Raw genomic sequence first — 20,489 nt, forward strand, 5'->3', positions numbered from 1 at the left:
GCAACCATAATTACGATGGAAGAATATTCCTCAATATTACATAAATTCAACGGAAGATTCAAAGTAAAAAACAAGTATAAATAAAAGAGCACGCAAAAAAGAGCCAGAATGATCATTCTGCCTCTTTTCCCGTAACGGGTATCTGTTCAAAGTTAGAGCTTAAGAGTGTGATTTTTCCTCCGCGGTTAATACCGCTTTACGGGAAAGGTTAACACGTCCCTGTTGATCGATCTCGGTTACTTTAACAGTAATTGTGTCTCCGATCGCAACGACATCCTCTACTTTAGCAACACGCTCCGTTGATAGCTGGGAGATGTGTACTAGTCCGTCTTTGCCTGGCAGGATTTCTACGAAGGCGCCGAATTTTTCAATCCGTTTAACCGTACCTACGTAAATCTCACCAATGACAACTTCCTTAACGATGCCTTCGATAATCGAGCGCGCTTTGTTATTCATCTCTTCATCGGTCGAAGCGATGAATACTCGTCCATCCTGCTCAATATCGATCTTAACGCCGGTCTCTTCAATGATCTTGTTAATGATCTTGCCACCAGCACCGATAACATCGCGGATTTTGTCCGGATTAATGTTCATAATTGTAATCTTAGGCGCATATGGAGACAAATGCTCCTTCGGAGCCTGAATGCGTTCCAGCATTTTGCCCAGGATGAACATACGGCCTTCTCTTGCTTGCTCCAAGGCTTCGGACAAGATTTGACGATCGATTCCGTCGATCTTGATATCCATTTGAATCGCGGTTACGCCTTCTGCTGTACCTGCTACCTTGAAGTCCATATCGCCAAGATGGTCTTCCATCCCTTGAATATCTGTTAAGATCGATACATGCTCTCCGTCTTTGATCAAGCCCATGGCTACGCCAGCAACAGGCGCTTTGATCGGAACACCAGCATCCATCATAGCCAGTGTGCTGGCACAGATGCTCGCTTGAGAAGTAGAGCCGTTCGATTCCAATACTTCAGATACGAGACGAATCGTATAAGGGAATTCCGATTCTGGTGGAATAACCTTCGACAGCGCCCGTTCGCCCAATGCACCATGTCCAATTTCACGGCGACCTGGTGCGCGCAGAGGACGAGCCTCGCCGACACTAAATGGCGGGAAATTATAATGATGCATGAATCGCTTCGATTCCTCAAGGTCGATACCATCGAGAATTTGTACATCACCCAATGCTCCAAGCGTACAAATGCTAAGCGCTTGCGTCTGACCACGAGTGAACAGACCAGAACCATGGGTACGTGGCAACAAATTGATATCGCATTCGATCGGACGAATCTCATTCAATTTACGTCCGTCTGGACGAACTTTATCGTGAGTGATTAAGCGGCGCACTTCTTCTTTGACAATGTCATGGAGCACTTCCTTCACATCATCCAACAACTCAGGAGATTCTATGTACTTCTCCTCAAAATATGCGACAGTCTCATCATTAATCGCATCGATTGCATCCTGACGAGCATGCTTCTCAGCAATCTTAACAGCTTCAATCAGACGCTCGGCAGCATATGCGCGAACTTCGCCATTCACCTCTGCATCAACAGCGTGCAGCTTCACTTCCATCTTCTCTTTGCCTGCAAGAGCAACAAGCTCTTCGATCACAGCGATGATCTTCTTGATCTCATCATGCCCGAACATAATCGCTTCCAGCATCACTTCTTCCGGAACCTCATTGGCTTCGGCTTCAACCATCATGATCGCATCTTTGGTACCAGATACAACAACATAGATATCGCTTGCTTCTTGCTGAGCAATGTTCGGATTAATGACGAATTCGCCATTCACACGTCCTACAGCAACCCCGCCAATCGGTCCATTAAAAGGCACATCCGAAATGCTCAGTGCGGCCGAAGTACCGATCATCGCAGCAATTTCAGGCTCACAGTCCTGATCCACGCTCATGACCAGGTTGACGATCTGCACATCATTGCGGAACCCTTCAGGGAACAGCGGACGGATCGGACGGTCGGTCAGACGGCTTGCAAGAATCGCTTTCTCACTCGGACGTCCTTCGCGCTTGATAAAGCCGCCGGGAATTTTACCTACAGCATACAACTTTTCTTCATAGTTCACGGTCAATGGGAAAAAATCAAGATCCTTAGGTTCTGCCGACGCTGTAACCGTACATAGCACAGCCGTGTCGCCATAACGGACCATTACCGCTGCGTTAGCCTGCTTGGCCAAGCGCCCGGTCTCCAATGTAAGAGGTCTTCCTCCCAACTCCATCTTTACATGTTTTTCCATGAAATCCCTCCTTATTCACAAATAAAATTTCGTTACAAATCTCATTATTTCCTGCTTCTAGCCGATTCATAAAGCAATAAATATGATTATTGTCTGTTTTTCCATTAAAGCTAAAACAAAAGCTCCTCACGGAGCCCTTCATTTAGCAGATATGCGTCATACTTCAGAAACAGTACATATTGTATTTCTTCGTAAAAAGCAACCCGGCGGCCGACCATTCGCTGTAATAGCGCTCGGCGGCTACCAGGCTGCTTCTCAAACAAAGGAAAATTAACGGCGCAATCCGAGTCTTTCGATCAACGCGGAGTAACGTCTAACGTCTTTGTTCTTCAAGTAAGCCAACAGCTTGCGGCGTTGACCAACCATCTTCAGAAGACCGCGACGGGAGTGATGGTCCTTCTTATGGGAACGCAAGTGCTCCGTCAAATTCACGATGTTCTCCGTGAGGATAGCAATTTGTACCTCTGGTGATCCGGTGTCGGATTCATGAGTTTTGTACTCTTCGATCAATTGTTGTTTACGCTCTTGAGTTAATGCCATCCTTTCCACCTCCTTTGCAAGAATCGCCATTAGCCTAGTAGTCGGACGGTGAGACCTGACAACCAAGCCAAGGTTTATATTGACATGCAGGAAGATCCTGCATGAGCAACGTAAATCAGTATAACATAGATAAGAGATAAAAGTAAATGATGCTTGTTCGCATTATTCTGCCGAAGACAATATTTGCTTCGCCGTCTCGGCATCGTTGGTAATTTGGGCAACTAATTGCTCAATAGAGCCGAATTTACGTTCCTCGCGAATGAAACCGATTAGCTCGACTGTTAGCGGTTTTCCGTACAGATCCCCACTGAAGTCTAACAGATGAATCTCAATGGAGGGAACGGTCTCATCCTCATGGAAGGTCGGCTTGACCCCTACATTCATAACTCCATGCAGCACCTGATCCTCATGGCCAACTCTTACGGCATAGACTCCTTTTCTTGGTAGGACAAAATGCTCGCCCATCTTCAAGTTAGCTGTAGGGAAGCCAATGGTACGGCCGCGCTTCTCACCGTGCATGACGATTCCCGACAAGGAGTAAGGACGGCCTAATAACCGCCGCACTTGCTTCACATTGCCTTCTTGAAGATCAAGGCGGATGTTTGAGCTGCTCACCTTATCGCCTTCGATCAGAAACGGAGGCACAATCGTGACATCAAGCTTGTAATCGCTCAGTTCGCGCAGCATTCCCGCGTGGCCTTCGCCACGATATCCAAAATGAAAATCAAAGCCAACGACAGCGGTATGAATCTCAAGCGGCATCAGCATGCCACCGACAAAGTTTTGCGGACTTACACGCGAGAAGCTGTCATTAAATTCTACAATATATAAATAATCCACACCCATATCGCGGATAATCTTCTCTTTCTCCGCCGGTGGGGTCAGGTATCCTTCATAGTCACCTTTCTTCATGACTTCCTTCGGATGGGGATGAAACGTCATTACGCCGGAAGGGAGACCCTGCTCGGCAGCAACCCGTACTGCAGATTTAATGACACTCGCATGACCTAGATGCAGTCCATCGAATTGGCCGATGGCAATGACCTGCTTTCTAGCGCTCCGCGCGATCACATCTTCAGTTAATGGATAGGTCAAATATATCGTTTCCACTTGTCTCACCTGCAATTTCACTGATATAGAGGTTGTTCACTCTCGGTGCTGAAAACTGGCCTTTTTGAACGCACAATTATAGAGGCAGTTCAAAAAGTCCACTTTTGATCACGGAGTAGATTTAGAACCTATACTTACTCGGAGCCTAATTCGAATCGGGCAGAAATACCTTCACTGGAGTAATCGCCCCGGTCTCTTCCCCTATACGGAAAATGCCCAAAAATTGCTCGGCAGGACTGTATAGACGGATGACGTCCCCACGATTCGCAGACGGCTTGATAGCAAAAGGGGAGATTCGCTGTCCTTGCAAGGCTGCCTGTACCTTCTCCTCTTGCACGATATGCGCAGGTAAATGCTGAACAGCCTGATCGATCGGTAACAGGTATGACTGCAAAGTTCCAGCTTGAACATGCTCAGCTACCTGTTCCAGCGTTAGGCAATGCTCATCACGGATTCCAGCGGACATCGTTCGCTTGAGTCGAAGCATCGACGCAGGAACACCTAGAGCTCGCCCGATGTCCACGCAGAGCGTACGGATATAAGTGCCTTTGGAACAGAGCACGCGGAATGACAATTCCGGATAGGCTAAATCCGGTTGATACGAGATCAACTCCAGCTCATGAATGGTCACTTCACGCGCCTTGCGTTCTACGACTTTGCCCTCGCGGGCCAGTTCATAGAGTCGCTTCCCATCCTGCTTCACCGCTGAATACATCGGAGGAACCTGTGATATTGTACCGATGAATTGGGACAAGACAGCAGACACCCGTTCTTCATCTACAGAGACATGCTCGTCACGTTCAATCACCGTTCCGGTCATATCCTCTGTATCAGTAGCAATGCCTAGCACGAGAGTGGCTTCATATTCCTTGGGCAATTCCTGCAAATATTCAACCATTCTAGTTGCTCTTCCGAGGCATAGTGGCAAGACTCCAGTCACCGCTGGATCGAGCGTCCCTGTATGGCCGATCCGCTTCATCTTTAGAATGCCGCGCGCTTTGGCAACAACATCGTGTGAAGTAAAGCCAACCGGCTTGGCGATAGGGAGAATTCCTTCATATGATATCATAACTGTAATTTCACCTGCTCCACAACACGTGACACGATCTGTGCCAGATCCCCCTCGATCCGTGCTCCAGCCGCACGCACATGTCCGCCACCGCCGAAGTGTTGGGCAACCTTGGCCACATCTACCTTGCCTGCGGATCGAAGGCTGACTTTCACAGCGCCTTCGTGTATCACCTTGAACAGCATCCCGACTTCTACCCCTTGAATATTGCGAGGATAATTCACAATGCCTTCGAGGTCCTCATGGATAGCCCCAGTTAATTTCATATCCTTATCCTGAATGACTACCCAACTGATCTTGCCATCATCCGTGATCTGTAGCCCGTTCAACGCTCTCGTCAAGAGCTTCAATTGCGGCAAGGTCATTTGTTCAAGTAGAAGCTCGGACAACCCTGGACCATCCACCCTGTATTCGAGCAGATCCGAAGCAATCGCCATCACCTTCGGCGTCGTGTTGGAATATCTAAATCCTCCGGTATCCGTTAACATTCCGGTGTAAATCGCTGTTGCGACCTCAAAATTCAACGGAACCTCCATATATTTTAATAGATCATATAAAATCTCCGCGGTCGCAGCCGCCTCAGGCACAATTAAATTAACGGCACCGTATGCATCATTGGTTGGATGATGATCAATATTCAAGATAAGGGCATCATCAGCGAACCATTCCGCAGTCCGACCAACTCGTTTAAAATCTGCGCAATCCACGCAAATGACATGGCTGAATTTAGTATCAAGCGGAGCCTGTGAGAGATCTACAATCTGCTCAGCTTGCCATAAATACATCATACGGCGGGGGATCGGCCCCTCATTCACCATCGTAAAACTTTTGCCCAAACAAGAGAGAAGCCAGCCCACTGCTAACGTGGAACTGACTGCATCTCCATCCGGCTGAATATGCGCTACGACCAGGAAATCGTCATGCTCCATCAGGAATTGTCTGACCTGTTGGAACTCACGTTCTTTGGTTTGCATTGCCGTCTCCTTTAAGGGGTGAATCCAAAAGCCTTACGCCTTTGAACACACCTTGTTGTTAATTTTCGCCTTCTTCAGAAATTTCATCGAGCAGTTTCTCGATGCGGCTACCGTAAGCGATCGACTCGTCGATCTTGAAGATCAGCTCAGGTGTATGCCGCAATCTGATCCGCTTACCGATTTCGGTTCGCAAGAAACCAGTTGCTTTGTCTAACGCTTTGAGCGTATCCTTCTTCTGTTCTTCATCGCCAAACACGCTCAAATACACTTTTGCTTGCGATAGATCGCTTGTCACATCGACACCTGTCACCGTAACAAATCCAATGCGCGGATCCTTCAATTCGCGCTGGATCATCACGCTAAGTTCTTTCTTGATTTCTTCGCCTACCCGGCCGGTACGATTCTTGGCCATTGATGACACCTCACCTTACTTAGGTTCGACGGTTTCCATAATAAATGCTTCGATCACGTCGCCCTCTTTAACATCATGGTAATTATCCAAGGTAATACCGCACTCATAGCCTTGAGCCACTTCCTTAGCATCATCCTTGAAGCGTTTGAGGGAATCGATCTTGCCCTCATACACCACGATGCCTTCGCGAATCAAGCGCGCTTCTGCCGAACGGGTAATCTTGCCGGAAGTAACCATACAACCTGCAATCGTCCCGACCTTGCTAACCTTGAACGTATTTCTTACTTCAGCATGCCCGATAACTGATTCTTTATAAACCGGATCAAGCATTCCCTTCATCGCCTGCTCAATCTCTTCGATGGCATTGTAAATGACGCGATGAAGTCTAATATCTACATTTTCTTGCTCTGCAGTCGCTTTAGTCTGACTATCCGGACGAACGTTAAAGCCGATAACAATCGCGTTCGATGCCGCTGCCAGAATAATATCCGATTCAGTAATCGCTCCGGCACCGCTATGAATAATCTTCACGCGTACACCTTCAACCTCGATTTTCTCAAGCGACCCCTTAAGAGCCTCAACCGAACCTTGAACGTCCGCTTTGATAATGACGTTCAGATCCTTAATTTCGCCTTCCTTGATGTGGCGGAACAGATCGTCAAGCGTAACGCGGGTATTTGCACCAAGCGAGGATTGACGTTCGGTCGTTGCCCGTTTATCGGCGATCGAACGAGCCTTGCGCTCATCCTCAAACACCATGAACGGATCGCCAGCTTGTGGAACTTCATTCAGACCGGTAATTTCAACTGGCGTTGAAGGCCCCGCTTCCTTAATACGGCGTCCTTTGTCATTAACCATGGCGCGCACGCGGCCGAAGCAGTTGCCGGCTACGAATGCATCGCCAACCTTAAATGTACCATGCTGCACGAGCACCCGTGCAACCGGTCCCCGATTTTTGTCAAGCTCAGCCTCAATGACTGCTCCACGGGCGCGCTTGTTAGGATTTGCCTTATACTCGTTAACTTCTGCTACGAGAAGAATCATCTCAAGCAGATCCTCAAGCCCCATTCTTTGCTTGGCCGATACGTTTACGAAGATCGTATCTCCGCCCCATTCCTCTGGAACGAGTTCGTACTCGGTCAATTCTTGCTTCACTTTATCTGGATTAGCTTCTGGTTTATCGATTTTATTGACAGCGACGATAATCGGCAGGCCTGCAGCCTTGGCATGGTTAATCGCCTCAACGGTCTGCGGCATGACGCCGTCATCTGCAGCAACTACGATAATCGTAATATCCGTCAATTGCGCACCGCGAGCACGCATCGCTGTAAACGCTTCGTGACCCGGTGTATCAAGGAATGAAATTTTCTTACCGTTAATTTCAACTTGATACGCGCCAATATGCTGAGTGATGCCGCCGGCTTCTCCACTGGATACATTCGTCGAGCGGATGGCATCAAGCAATGTCGTCTTACCGTGGTCAACGTGGCCCATAATCGTAACGACTGGTGGACGTTCTTTCAAGTCTGCTTCATCATCGACTTCCTCAACCGTCTCGAAGCGATCATCCTCGACAGGGATCTTCACTTCTACTTCTACTCCGAAGTCACCGGCCAACAGCAGGATTGTATCGATATCAAGCTCCTGGTTGATTGCAGCCATGACGCCGAGCAGCATAAGCTTCTTAATTACTTCAGAAGCATCCTTATGCAGCAGCTTGGCCGCCTCACCAACGGTCATCGTGCCACGCACAATGATTTTCTTCGGTGTATTATCAATCTTCTCACGCGGAGGCTGTTGATTTCCACCTCTACCGCCCTTGCCGCCTCTACCGCCACGATTGTTTCTATATCCGCCTTGGCGATCATCGAAGCCTTTGGACTTATTATTGTTATTGTTATTCGTGAATTTGCCTTTTTTGGCGCCTTGGTTCTGTCCATTGCTGCTACGGTCGTTGTTAAACGCCGGCTTCTCGCGGTCAAACTTCTTGCCACCAGAACTAGCCGGGGTTGAAGGTGCAGAAGTGCTGCGAGTTTGCTGTGATGAATTGGTACGTTGTTGTCCGCCACCTGCTTGCCCCTGAGGACGGCCTGATTGCTGAGAACGGTTCCCAGGCTGGTTCGAATTCTGCTGTGGACGTGAGCCCTGTTGTGGACGTGAGCCCTGTTGCGGACGCGAGCCTTGCTGGCTCCCCCCGTTAGAACGTTGACTTCTATCTTGTGACGCTGTATTGCTGCCTGTGGCAGATGGTCTATTGGAATTTGTTTTTGTATTCATGCTTACCTGCTTTTCTTGTTGATTTTTGTTATTACTTGTTACTTGGTTTGTTGACGCAGCGTGGGCCTGGTTCCTATGATGATCAGATCCACTCTTCGCTGGTTCTGGCTTGGCGTTGGCTGAAGCCGGCTTAGACGAAGCCTCATTACGCCCGCCTCCATCACGTTTGGCTGCTGCATTGCTCTTAATATCCTTGAAGAATTGTTCCACCTTCGTAACGGTGTCATTCTCCATAACACTCATATGATTGTTAACTGGGATATTAAGACGCTTAAGAATGGTTATAATTTCCTTGCTGCTCATATTAAGTGACTTTGCATATTCATAGACTCTGAGTTTATCTTTGTTCTCTTGTTTACTCAATATACTCCACCTCCGGCGTTTTCTCGATTTCTTCTCGAATCATATCGGCAAACCCTTGATCCGTCAGTGCTATTACGACCCGCTCTGGTTTTCCAATACTTGAACCAAGACGGATCCGATCCGGCCCGATGATCAAAGGGACATTGTATGTGCCGCATTTATCGCGGAATTTCTTGTGGGTATTATTTGAAGCGTCCCCCGCAACGATAACCAGTTTGGCCTCCTCCGACCGAATGGCTTTCATTACGATTTCATCACCGGTCACCAACTTGCCAGCACGCATTGCCAGGCCAAGCCGGGACAACATTTTACTCATCGCTATCTTCCTCTTCCTGCTCCTGGCTGAGATGGAACTCATCTTCGATCGCCAGGAAATCATGGGCCAACTGTTCGTAGACCTCTGCTCCTACCGTAGCCTTTAAGGCACGGTCCAGCGCGCGGTTCTTATGGGCGAGCTTAAAGCAAGCAACCTGTCCGCAAAGATATGCACCACGCCCCGATTTTTTGCCAGTCAGATCAATCGAAACCTCACCCTCTGGTGAACGAACGACGCGAATCAACGATTTTTTCGGCATCATTTGCTGGCAAGCTACGCATTTGCGCATTGGTATTTTTTTAGCTTTCATTTCAAGCCCCCCCATACATACTCCCGGTTATGCCTATATCTCTTCAAAGAGGTAGTCCTGTAAATACTAATCTATAGATATGGAGTCCTGCGGCAACTCTTCCTGCTCGGTCTTCTCTCTACCGAACTCTTCCTCTGCCTGGGTCTCACTCTTAATATCGATTTTCCAGCCTGTCAGCTTAGCAGCAAGTCTCGCATTCTGCCCCTTAATGCCGATCGCCAGCGAGAGCTGATAATCCGGCACGATAACACGGGCCATCTTCTCAGCCTCGAACACTTGCACCTCCAGCACCTTGGAAGGGCTAAGTGCATTGGCTACATACTCCTCAATATTGTCGGAATAGCGTACGATGTCGATCTTTTCACCATGAAGCTCGGTTACAATCGTCTGCACGCGCGTGCCCTTCGGACCAACGCAAGAGCCGACCGGATCTACCTCACTATTGCGGGAATAGACGGCGATCTTCGAACGGAACCCAGCTTCGCGAGCAACAGAACGAATTTCAACTACGCCATCGAAAATCTCAGGAACTTCCAGCTCGAACAAACGCTTCAACAAACCAGGATGCGTACGGGACAGCAAGATTTGCGGTCCTTTGGTGGTATTCTCAACCTTTGTAATATACGCTTTGATCCGGTCGCCGTGCTTGAACTTCTCACCGGGCATTAATTCATTCAGTGGAAGATGCGCTTCAATCTTGCCCAGGTCGACATAGACATTACGCTGATCCTGACGCTGTACGATACCAGTAACGATATCTTCTTCCTTCTCAACAAAAGCGTTATAGATCAATCCACGCTCCGCTTCACGAATACGTTGGGTTACCACCTGCTTCGCCGTCTGCGCCGCAATCCGTCCAAAATCTCTAGGCGTTACTTCAATTTCAGCTACATCGTCCAGCTGGAAGCTAGGGTTGATCTCGCGTGCTGAATGCAGCGAAATTTCTGTACGAGGATCGAGAACTTCTTCAACAATGAGCTTGCGCGCAAATACTCTAATAGATCCCGTATGACGGTTCATATCTACACGAACATTCTGCGCCGTATTAAAATTCCGTTTATAGCTGGAGATCAGTGCTGCTTCAATAGCTTCAAACAATATATCTTTGCTGATCCCTTTTTCCCTTTCCAAATCATTCAAGGCTTCGATAAAATCCATACTCATTTGCCTCGAGTTCCCCCTTTCATAATCCTATATAAGTGTTGTTAAAAAATAATCGCCAATCTGGCGCTAGCAACTTTACTATACGATACGGCATGTTTCTGCTTGCCGACTTCAATGATAAGCTCGTCATTCTCAAAAGAGAGAAGGCGTCCCTCAAATTCCTTCAGGCCATTCACCGGTTCGTATGTAGTGACAAACACATCCTTGCCTACGGCTTTGACTATATCGTCCGCTTTCTTCAACGGCCGTTCCGCACCAGGCGAGGACACTTCAAGGAAGTACGCGGATGGGATCGGATCATTCTCATCCAGCTTCTCGCTGAGATATTCGCTGATCCGGCCGCAGTCATCAATGTCGATACCGCCGTCCTTGTCAACGAAGACACGCAAAAACCAATTGCTGCCTTCCTTTACATATTCAATATCAACCAATTCAAAGCCGTTCTCCTCGAGATAGGGCATTACCATCTGTTCTACGGCTGCTTTGATTTTCGGTGTGCTCAAGAGTACATTACCTCCATCAATTGTTTCCTGTATACCAAAGAGTAAAGAGTGGGTTTCCCCACTCTTTAGACAACGTTTCTATCTCCATGATTACCAAAAAAATTATAACATAGTCTGGTAATAGTGACAAGTAAAACACCTTTACCACCATTAGTCCTATCCTTTGGTTAGAACAAGGATAGCTGATTGCTCTCCGGCAAATCGCGGAAACAGCCCAGCGAGCCAAGCAACTCAATGATCGTCTTACTTGCTTTGGATCTCTGCTGGAAATCTTCCACTGAGAGGAATTCCCCTGCTTCCTTCGCCGCAGCAATGTTCCGCGCCGCATTCTCACCAATCCCTGCCAAAGCAGCAAACGGAGGAATCAGAGCATCGCCATCCACAATAAAGCGAGTTGCATCAGAACGGTACAGATCGATCATCTTGAATCGGAAACCACGCGCCGTCATCTCAAGCGCCATCTCCAGAATCGGCAGCATCGCTTTCTCCTTCGGCAATGCCTGGAAGCCCTTCTGCTCGATCTCCTCGATCTTGCGGTATATTGCTTCATACCCTTGGCAGCATAACTCAATGTCGAAATCTTCACCACGGACCGAGAAATAAGTCGCGTAGAACTCGATCGGATGATATAGCTTGAAATATGCGGTACGCACCGCGGAAATAACATAAGCGGACGCGTGCGCTTTTGGAAACATGTACTGGATCTTGAGACAGGAATCAATGTACCACTGTGGCACCTTGCACTTCTTCATCTCATCGATCCATTCCGGTGTCAGGCCTTTACCCTTACGAACGCTTTCCGTAATTTTGAAGGCCAACCCGGCATCCATTCCCGCTTTGTAGATCAGGAACAACATAATATCATCCCGACAGCCAATCACCGTCTTAATGTTGCATGTGCCGTTCTTGATCAATTCCTGGGCATTACCCAGCCAAACGCCAGTACCGTGGGACAATCCGGAAATCTGCAGCAAATCCGCGAACGAAGATGGCTGTGATTCGACCAGCATCTGGCGTACGAACTTGGTCCCCATTTCGGGAACCCCGTAAGTTGCGACCGGAGTCCGAATTTGCTCCGGAGTAACTCCCAGCGATTCGGTTGAGTTGAACATACTCATGACCTTTGGATCATTCATCGGGATCGTCGTTGGATCGATCCCGGTCAAATCCTGCAACATCCTCATCATCGTCGGATCATCATGCCCGAGAATATCAAGCTTAAGCAAGTTAGCTTCAAAAGCATGATAATCGAAGTGAGTCGTCTTCCATTCCGCGCCCGTATCATCGGCCGGATATTGTACAGGTGTGACATCTTCGACTTCAATATAGTCAGGCACGACGACGATCCCGCCTGGATGCTGCCCTGTACTACGCTTCACACCAGTACATCCGGCGGCCAGCCTGTTCAGCTCTGCACTGCGCCAATGCTTATGATGCTCTTCCTCGTACTTCTTCGCGAAGCCAAACGCAGTCTTCTCCGCTACGGTACCGATCGTGCCCGCGCGGAATACGTTCTTCTCGCCAAAGATAACCTTCGTGAAATTGTGAGCCTCCGGCTGATATTCCCCGGAGAAGTTAAGATCTATATCAGGGACCTTATCGCCTTTAAAGCCAAGGAAGGTCTCGAACGGAATATCCTGTCCCTCTCCCTTCAGCGGCTGACCGCACTTCGGGCAATCCTTCGCAGGAAGGTCAAAGCCACTCGGTACGCTACCATCCAGGAACCATTCACTGTGCTTGCATTCCGGATTCCGGCACATATAATGAGCCGGAAGCGGATTAACCTCGGATATGCCGAGGAAGGTAGCCACGACCGAGGAACCAACCGAACCCCGTGAACCTACGAGATAGCCATCCTGATTGGATTTCTTAACGAGTTTTGCCGAGATCAGATAGTTGGCCGAGAACCCGTATTTGATAATCGGTTCGAGTTCTTTTTCCAGCCGCTTGACGACGACCTCAGGCAGATCCTCCCCATACATGGAGCGCGCTGTATTGTAACAGGTTGAACGGATTTCTTCGTCAGCCCCTTCAATAATTGGCGTGAACAGCTTGTCCGGGAACAATTCGAGCTCCTCGAAGGAATCCGCCAGATTCGCCGTGTTCGTCACGACAACCTCATAGGCTTTATTCTTACCTAGAAATTCAAATTCAGCCAACATCTCGTCTGTTGTACGGAAGTGGGCATCCGGTTTGCGGATATCCTTCAGTGGACTGAATCCAGTAATGCCATGGATCGTAATATCACGGAAGATTTTATCCCTTGGTTCAAGGTAGTGTGCATTTCCGGTAGCGATGACCGGCTTGCCTAGCTTGAAGCCAATCTCAACCACTTTGCGAATCGCCGTCTTCAATTCCTCAACACTACCGACCAGACCTTTATCGACGAGATGCATATACATCGTTAATGGCTGGATCTCCAGCACATCATAAAATCCGGCAATTTCCTCAGCTTCTTCGACTGTCTTATTCAGTACAGCCTCGAAGAACTCGCCTTTCTCACAGCCTGAGATGACGAGTAGACCCTCACGCATTTCAGTCAGCTTCGATTTCGGGATACAGGGAACCCGCTTGAAATACTTTGTATGCGACATAGAGATCAGCTTGAACAGATTCTTCTTGCCGGTCATATTCAAGGCATAGATTCCGCAATGGAACGGACGGGTATTGGACAGATCCTTACCGACTCGGTCGTTCAGGCGATCGAGCGTAGTCATTCTCTCCTGCGTAATAGCGTCCTCAATCAGCCCGATTAATACACCAGCAAGCGCTATGGTATCATCAATTGCGCGGTGGTGATTTTCCAGTGAAACTTTGTATTTCGATGCGAGTGTGTTCAATCTATGATTTTTCAAACTGGGATGAATCAATCGTGCCAGCTCCAGTGTATCCAGAACTGGGTTGACCATAGGCGGTCTCCCAAGCTCCTTCAGCTTGGCATTTACAAAATCAACGTCGAAGCGAGCATTATGGGCGACCAGTACCGCATCTCCAGCGAATTTTATAAATTCATCCAGTACCTGATCAATCTCTGGCGCGCCTTTTACCATGTCGTCATTAATGTTCGTCAATTGCTGAATATGATATGGAATAAGTTCATGCGGATCAACAAACGTCGCATAGCGGTCTAGTTCTTTGCCTTCCTGCATCTTGACCGCGGCGATCTCAATAATTTTGTTCTGCGTTACAGACAGACCGGTGGTCTCAATATCGAATACGATATAAGTTGTCGTCTTCAGATCATCAGGACGTGGATTCAGTACGACTGCCACATTATCATTCACTACGTTGGCCTCGACGCCGTAGATCATCTTGATCCCGTTCTTCTTGGCAGCTTTCGCGGCATCGGGATAGCATTGCACGCCACCATGATCGGTTATGGCGATCGCTTTATGTCCCCATTTGGCCGCCATCTTCACATAATCGCCGACTGGAGTTACCGCATCCATCGTACTCATCGTCGAATGCAGATGGAACTCAACGCGCTTCTCATCAGCATTGTCCTTCCGGGATGGCGGGGAGTTCACTTCACATAAATCTGAAGGAATCATGACGAGCTCCGGAATGGACATAAAGCGGTCCATCTCCACTCTGCCGCGGGCTTTGATCCATTTCCCGTTCGCTAATTGACCCATAATCTTGAGATCTTCCTTATTCTTAGCGAACAGCTTCATCTGCAAGGAATCACTGAAGTCGGTAATGTAAAAAGTAAATAAAGTATTGCCATTACGCAGTTCCTTGCTCTCCAGTCCGAAGATCGTCCCCTGTATCGTGACCCGTTTTTCCTCATCTTGCAGTTCCTGTAGTGGGAGCGGCTGATCTTTGATGTCATATCCGATCTGCAGCTTAACCGCTTCACCATCGTCTTCCTCAGGCGGCGCTTCTGCTTCCATGCTCTCCATCATTCGCTGGATCACTTCGCGTTCTTCCTCAGCAATCCGCTGCTGAAATTCCTCGAACGCTTCCACATTGTTCTCAGCTACATGCAGCTTGACTCTTACTTCCAGCCCGAAATAATTATCATAGAAGGTTGTGATTGCCTTGTCTATGTTCTTCTTACGAGCTAATTCCAACGCCATCGCATCGCCTAACGCTACCGTTACAAGATCGTCCTCGATCTCATAGCCAGCCTTAGCCATCCAGCCATTAACGGAGGGTACTTCCCGCTGCACCCATTCCAGGAACAGCTTCCAATATTCCGTCACGATCTGCTCAGCAGTCTGGTCCTGTTCATATTGAAATAGAAAAGCGATCTTGGCAATATGCTGCATTCGCTCCTGGATACGCAAGCAGAACGTCCTATAGACCTGGGCAGGAACAAGCGTCTGTTTGCGAATCGTAATCTTCCACTCGCGGTTGCCGCGGCTTACCTCTACCTGATCGATATATCCGTCTAGGAAATACGGATCAACCAGCGAAGCCGGAACTTCCGCCTGCTTCATCAACAGTTCAAGTCTGGTTCTTTTCTCCTGAACATCGGTCATTTCTTCCTCCCCCATACTCAAATAGTGGCAATGAAGTTCAAAAAGTCCACATTTGATCCCGAAGTAAATCAGGAAGCTAATTCGGCATCGAATCTTGAATTCACCCGAGCCTTCCGGTACTCACGTACCCACTACGTACGCTCCGCTCCTCAGCCCCGGCTTCATCCAACCTTCTCGGTGATGAAAACCGGACTTTTTGAACATTTATTAAAAACTAAAAAAACTCAGTATCGTTAGTTGCGCTAAGCTAAAAAAGACCTTTCAAAACCCTAGACTTGGTATCGCTATTTGAGCTGATCAGGGAGCTAAACTCCGGATTTCCCCTAAATAACGATTTGGTGTTTCGTTAGAATTTCTTTATGGGTGTTTTCGTGAAAATAGCGCTCTGTAGTTTCGTTAGACGGAAAATACATATCAGTGCAAAAATTAAGGCCTCCGCGAATCCGGTCGACAGGAGCTTGAAGCAACAAATACCTGTCATGGCCGTTTCTGCCGAAAGCCTTAATATCGTTATATCCTTTGGACAAGAGTCTAGTTCACCTTACACGGTTCTTGCGGCAGGACTAATTAATAGGCTCTGGCAAAAACAACGGTATGCTTGGCCGATTCACCGCAGACGAGACACTTCGTCTTCTGAACATCCGGCTCAAACGGAATATTCCGGCTGGTTGCTCCGGTCTCTTCTTTGACTTGATGTTCACAAGCCTCAGAACCGCACCAGCCTGCGAGAGTGAAGCCACGCTTCTCTTCCATGCTGGCTTTCATCTCATCCAATGTATCTACGGAATAGAAATGCTCATCACGGAATGCCTTGGCACGGTTGTACATTTCCTGATGGACCTGCTCCAGCATCGTTTGAACTTCTTCTACGAGTCGGTCTTGCTGTACAACCTTCTTCTCGCCGCTAATACGCGATACGAGGACACAGACACCGTTCTCCATATCACGAGGGCCAATCTCAAGGCGGACAGGAACGCCACGCATTTCATACTCATTGAACTTCCAGCCTGGACGAACGTCAGCACGGTCATCCATTCCTACGCGGATACCCGCCTTCTTCAATTCAGCGAACAATTCATCGCTGCGAGCAATGACCATATCGCGAGTCTTAGGCGGTCCGATCGGAATGATCATCACTTGCTTCGGAGCTACCTTAGGTGGCAGCGCCAACCCGCGGTCATCCCCGTGCACCATGATCAATGAACCGATCAAGCGGGTGCTCACGCCCCAGGAGGTCGTATGCACGAATTCACGTTCATTCTCGCGGTTCAAGTACTGGATATTGAACGCTGTTGCAAAGTTGGTACCGAGATAATGCGAAGTTCCCGCCTGTACGGCGCGTCCATCCTTCATCATCGCTTCAATCGAGAAAGTATCAACGGCTCCGGCAAATTTCTCGGACGGTGTCTTCTGACCCGTAATAACCGGAATCGCGAGATAACCCTCTACAAAGTCACGGTAGATTTCCAGCATCCGCATCGTCTCTTCGCGGGCTTCCTGTTCATTCTCATGAGCGGTATGGCCTTCCTGCCACAAGAACTCGCTCGTGCGCAGGAACGGTAGTGTTCGCTTCTCCCAGCGAACGACGTTAGCCCATTGATTGATCAATACCGGCAAGTCGCGATAGGATTGAATCCATTTCTCATACATATGCCCAATCATCGTCTCAGAAGTTGGTCTGATCGCGAGGCGCTCTTCCAGCTTCTCGCCAGCCGCTTCAGTCACCCAAGGAAGCTCAGGGTTGAAGCCCTCCACATGCTCCTTCTCTTTCTGGAAGAAGCTCTCCGGAATAAAGAGTGGGAAATAAGCGTTGCGATGGCCTGTCTCTTTGAAACGGCGATCCAGTTCTGACTGAATATGCTCCCAAATCTCATAGCCGTCCGGCTTGAACACAATACAGCCGCGTACTGGCGAATAGTCCATCAAATCCGCTTTCTTAATGACGTCAATATACCACCGTGAGAAGTCCTCTCCCTGCGGGGTAATCTCCGTTACAAATTGTTTCTCCTCGTTAGCCATAAAAACTCTTGTCCTCCCGTAAAAGCCTTATAATTATCCAAACAATCGTAATATATCGTTATAGGTTACTGCAATCATTAGCAGGAATAGCATTGCAAATCCGATAAAATGCACCAAGCCTTCATGGTTCGGGTCTACCGGTTTGCGGCGAAGAGCTTCGATGCCCAGGAAGATCAGGCGACTGCCATCAAGTGCCGGAATCGGAAGCAAATTGAAGATCCCCAGATACAGGCTAAGAATGGCCGTCCATCTGGTAAGCTGTACAATCCCTTGCTTAGCAATCTGCCCCGTTACTTCAAAGGTTCTTACCGGTCCACCTAGATCATCCATGGAGAATTTGTTAATCAACTGCTTGAAACCCTGGAAGATCAGCTTCGTCGTATCAACCATATCTGTTCCTGCTCTGGTAATCGACTCACCTACAGAAGCGCTACGCATAGGGAAGAAAGTAATAATCGAGCTGCCTACCTTCCCTATCTGCTCATTATCTGCGGCACGAGGGGTAACGGTAATGTCCACTTCCTGTTCTCCACGCTTAAGCGTCCATACCATCGGCTTATCCTTGGAAGCCTGGATTGACTCAATCATTTTGTTCGCATCGGTTCCAACTGGCTTACCATTGATCTTCTCAATAATATCACCCTCAAGGACTCCGGCTTCCGCTGCAGGCATTCCCTTCACTACATCTCCGACCTGTAGATGGCTCGGCTTATCAAGCGGGATCCCTGCCATTAGCGTGTACAACGCAAATAACACGAAAGCAAGAATGAAGTTCATGAGCGGTCCGGCAAAGATCGATAACGCCCTTTGTCCCACAGTCTTGCTGCCGTATTGACGGTCCCTCGGTGCAATCTGTGTCTCTTTACCCTTAACAACAAGCATTGCCTGCGGATGAACCGAGTACCTGACGCTCTCCCCATCTACATCCAGCAGTACGGACAGATCATCAACCAGATCGATCTGCAGTACCTCGCCGCGAATGACATTCTTGCGACTGTCCAGTCGATCCAAATAAATCTTGCGGACTTTATCCTCTTCCAGGCGTAGCGCTATCGTCTGCCCGTTAGAAATTTCAATCAACTCAGGATCATCTCCGGCCATGCGAGCATATCCACCGAAGGGAAGCAGACGGAAAGTAAACTGCGTCTCGCCTCGCTTATAAGCGAACAATTTAGGTCCAAATCCTATCGCAAACTCCCGTACCAGTATCCCTGCACGTTTTGCGAAGTAAAAGTGCCCCCATTCATGCACCGCCACAATGACGAAAAACATGAGCACCGTCAAAAAAATAATTTTCAGTAGTTCCAATCGAAAGCATCCTCCTTTTGGCCACGGATCGTCCAAGTTCTTTCTAGATTATCATTATTCTCCGATCAGGCACAAGAGAATACAAGAATGAATCTTTTCTATGATGACGACAGCAGGCCCATTGAGGAATTACAACGATTCAGCGACCGCTCTCGCCCATAGGTCAACATCCTTGATTACTTCAAGACTTGGATCGGCCAGAGCTTCATGTCTGGAAAGCACGGTCTCAATGAGATATTCAATCTTCAGGAATGAAATTTCTCTATTTAAGAAGCGAGCTACCGCAACTTCATTAGCTGCATTGAACACCGTTGGTGCGGTACCTCCTATTTTACCACATTCAAAAGCTAGTCTTAAACAAGGAAAACGTTCAAAATCCATCTCTCTAAACTGGAGCTTGCCTGCCTCGGCCAAAGAAAGGCGCTGCGCCGCCGAATTCCAGCGACGTGGATACGAAAGTGCGTACTGAATTGGAACACGCATATCCGGTGTGCCAAGCTGGGCAATGATGCTTCCATCACGATACTCAACGAAAGAGTGGACGATACTCTCAGGATGAAGCAATACCCCAATCTGTTCAAATCCAAGCCCGAACAGCCAGTGGGCTTCAATCACTTCCAATCCTTTGTTGACCATCGTGGCCGAATCGATCGTTATCTTGGCGCCCATAGACCAGTTCGGATGCTTCAGGGCGTCCTCAACCGTTACATTCGTAAGCTGCTCCCGAGTATAATCGCGGAAGGAGCCACCTGACGCCGTTAATGTAATGCCTGCCACATCCTCCATGTGCTCACCATTCAGGCATTGGAATATCGCCGAATGTTCACTGTCAACAGGAAGTATGGACACACCTTTCTCCTTGGCTAGAGCCGTTACCAGGTGGCCGGCTGTTACCAGAGTCTCTTTATTCGCCAGAGCGATGGTCTTCCCCTCAGAAATAGCCGCTAAAGTAGCTGGCAGACCAGCACTGCCGACAATCGCGGTGACTACCGTATCAGCTTCAGTGCCAGCAGCAACTTGAATCAAGCCTTCTTCCCCATAGCTAAGCTCTATCTCAGCCGGCAGCAGCGGACGAACTTGATCCGCCAATTCCCTGGTAGCAATAGAGGCCTTCTTCGGCCGAAATTGATTCACTTGCTGTACGAACAGATCCACATTGGCTCCTGCAGCAAGTCCCTCAACAACAAATTCCTCAGGATGCTGCTGGACAACATCCAGCGTCTGCGTCCCGATCGATCCGGTCGAGCCAATAATTGCAATTTTTTTCATAACGCACCTCACCACTATATAGTAATGAATGTAAAACCTCATCGACTAACCTTCGTGATCAAAAGTCAGTTATTGAACTTCCTCTTTCAATCGAGATTTAATGACTTGG

General features: G+C 48.4%; 15 protein-coding genes. All 15 read right to left on the reverse strand.

Translation table 11 applies throughout. The features are described from left to right. Positions 1–159: 159 nt before the first annotated feature. The gene (pnp, locus tag ABD014_RS13795; protein ID WP_343861942.1) at positions 160–2,262 is read right to left on the reverse strand and encodes a polyribonucleotide nucleotidyltransferase; all 2,103 of its coding nucleotides are present in this window, start codon (positions 2,260–2,262) and stop codon (positions 160–162) included. 270 nt (positions 2,263–2,532) lie between these two features. After that, a complete protein-coding gene (gene rpsO, locus ABD014_RS13800; protein ID WP_251407130.1) occupies positions 2,533–2,802 on the reverse strand; it encodes a 30S ribosomal protein S15 in 270 nt (89 codons plus the stop codon). 162 nt (positions 2,803–2,964) lie between these two features. Next, positions 2,965–3,912: a bifunctional riboflavin kinase/FAD synthetase gene (locus ABD014_RS13805; protein ID WP_343861945.1), complete on the reverse strand. Its 948-nt coding sequence runs from the start codon at positions 3,910–3,912 to the stop codon at positions 2,965–2,967. Positions 3,913–4,057: 145 nt separating this feature from the next. Next, a complete protein-coding gene (gene truB / locus ABD014_RS13810; RefSeq protein ID WP_343861947.1) occupies positions 4,058–4,981 on the reverse strand; it encodes a tRNA pseudouridine(55) synthase TruB in 924 nt (307 codons plus the stop codon). After that, positions 4,978–5,955: a DHH family phosphoesterase gene (locus tag ABD014_RS13815; protein WP_343861949.1), complete on the reverse strand. Its 978-nt coding sequence runs from the start codon at positions 5,953–5,955 to the stop codon at positions 4,978–4,980. Before ABD014_RS13815 ends, truB begins: the two co-directional genes overlap by 4 nt. 58 nt (positions 5,956–6,013) lie before the next feature. Next, positions 6,014–6,367: a 30S ribosome-binding factor RbfA gene (gene rbfA / locus ABD014_RS13820; RefSeq protein WP_127000326.1), complete on the reverse strand. Its 354-nt coding sequence runs from the start codon at positions 6,365–6,367 to the stop codon at positions 6,014–6,016. A 15-nt stretch (positions 6,368–6,382) separates the two neighbouring features. After that, complete coding sequence (infB, locus tag ABD014_RS13825; RefSeq protein ID WP_343861953.1) at positions 6,383–9,007, reverse strand: translation initiation factor IF-2; 2,625 nt, start codon at positions 9,005–9,007, stop codon at positions 6,383–6,385. Continuing rightward, on the reverse strand, positions 9,000–9,323 hold the full coding sequence (locus ABD014_RS13830; RefSeq protein WP_343861955.1) for a L7Ae/L30e/S12e/Gadd45 family ribosomal protein: 324 nt from the start codon (positions 9,321–9,323) through the stop codon (positions 9,000–9,002). Before ABD014_RS13830 ends, infB begins: the two co-directional genes overlap by 8 nt. After that, on the reverse strand, positions 9,316–9,633 hold the full coding sequence (gene rnpM / locus ABD014_RS13835) for an RNase P modulator RnpM (RefSeq protein WP_127000332.1): 318 nt from the start codon (positions 9,631–9,633) through the stop codon (positions 9,316–9,318). Before rnpM ends, ABD014_RS13830 begins: the two co-directional genes overlap by 8 nt. Positions 9,634–9,699: 66 nt before the next feature. Further along, entirely contained in the window at positions 9,700–10,797 is a 1,098-nt protein-coding gene (gene nusA / locus ABD014_RS13840; protein ID WP_343861958.1) for a transcription termination factor NusA, read from the reverse strand. A 41-nt stretch (positions 10,798–10,838) separates the two neighbouring features. Next, positions 10,839–11,300 (reverse strand): ribosome maturation factor RimP, encoded by a 462-nt coding sequence (rimP, locus tag ABD014_RS13845; protein ID WP_343861960.1) that lies wholly within the window; start codon positions 11,298–11,300, stop codon positions 10,839–10,841. 167 nt (positions 11,301–11,467) lie between these two features. Then, complete coding sequence (locus ABD014_RS13850) at positions 11,468–15,784, reverse strand: PolC-type DNA polymerase III (protein ID WP_343861962.1); 4,317 nt, start codon at positions 15,782–15,784, stop codon at positions 11,468–11,470. 567 nt (positions 15,785–16,351) lie between these two features. Then, the gene (proS, locus tag ABD014_RS13855; RefSeq protein WP_343861964.1) at positions 16,352–17,803 is read right to left on the reverse strand and encodes a proline--tRNA ligase; all 1,452 of its coding nucleotides are present in this window, start codon (positions 17,801–17,803) and stop codon (positions 16,352–16,354) included. Positions 17,804–17,836: 33 nt separating this feature from the next. After that, the gene (gene rseP, locus ABD014_RS13860; RefSeq protein ID WP_343861966.1) at positions 17,837–19,111 is read right to left on the reverse strand and encodes an RIP metalloprotease RseP; all 1,275 of its coding nucleotides are present in this window, start codon (positions 19,109–19,111) and stop codon (positions 17,837–17,839) included. A gap of 129 nt (positions 19,112–19,240) precedes the next feature. Next, on the reverse strand, positions 19,241–20,380 hold the full coding sequence (locus tag ABD014_RS13865) for a 1-deoxy-D-xylulose-5-phosphate reductoisomerase (protein ID WP_343861968.1): 1,140 nt from the start codon (positions 20,378–20,380) through the stop codon (positions 19,241–19,243). Positions 20,381–20,489: the final 109 nt, after the last annotated feature.

Origin of the sequence: Paenibacillus motobuensis (assembly GCF_039521865.1) — a bacterium.
Taxonomy (GTDB): domain Bacteria; phylum Bacillota; class Bacilli; order Paenibacillales; family Paenibacillaceae; genus Fontibacillus; species Fontibacillus motobuensis.

What these genes read in the sequence shown, in the direction of transcription:
- pnp (WP_343861942.1), bottom strand. Translation starts at nt 2,262, where the DNA reads ATGGAAAAACATGTAAAGATGGAGTTGGGAGGAAGACCTCTTACATTG.
- rpsO (WP_251407130.1), bottom strand. Translation starts at nt 2,802, where the DNA reads ATGGCATTAACTCAAGAGCGTAAACAACAATTGATCGAAGAGTACAAA.
- truB (WP_343861947.1), bottom strand. Translation starts at nt 4,981, where the DNA reads ATGATATCATATGAAGGAATTCTCCCTATCGCCAAGCCGGTTGGCTTT.
- ABD014_RS13815 (WP_343861949.1), bottom strand. Translation starts at nt 5,955, where the DNA reads ATGCAAACCAAAGAACGTGAGTTCCAACAGGTCAGACAATTCCTGATG.
- rbfA (WP_127000326.1), bottom strand. Translation starts at nt 6,367, where the DNA reads ATGGCCAAGAATCGTACCGGCCGGGTAGGCGAAGAAATCAAGAAAGAA.
- ABD014_RS13830 (WP_343861955.1), bottom strand. Translation starts at nt 9,323, where the DNA reads ATGAGTAAAATGTTGTCCCGGCTTGGCCTGGCAATGCGTGCTGGCAAG.
- rnpM (WP_127000332.1), bottom strand. Translation starts at nt 9,633, where the DNA reads ATGAAAGCTAAAAAAATACCAATGCGCAAATGCGTAGCTTGCCAGCAA.
- nusA (WP_343861958.1), bottom strand. Translation starts at nt 10,797, where the DNA reads ATGAGTATGGATTTTATCGAAGCCTTGAATGATTTGGAAAGGGAAAAA.
- ABD014_RS13850 (WP_343861962.1), bottom strand. Translation starts at nt 15,784, where the DNA reads ATGACCGATGTTCAGGAGAAAAGAACCAGACTTGAACTGTTGATGAAG.
- proS (WP_343861964.1), bottom strand. Translation starts at nt 17,803, where the DNA reads ATGGCTAACGAGGAGAAACAATTTGTAACGGAGATTACCCCGCAGGGA.
- ABD014_RS13865 (WP_343861968.1), bottom strand. Translation starts at nt 20,380, where the DNA reads ATGAAAAAAATTGCAATTATTGGCTCGACCGGATCGATCGGGACGCAG.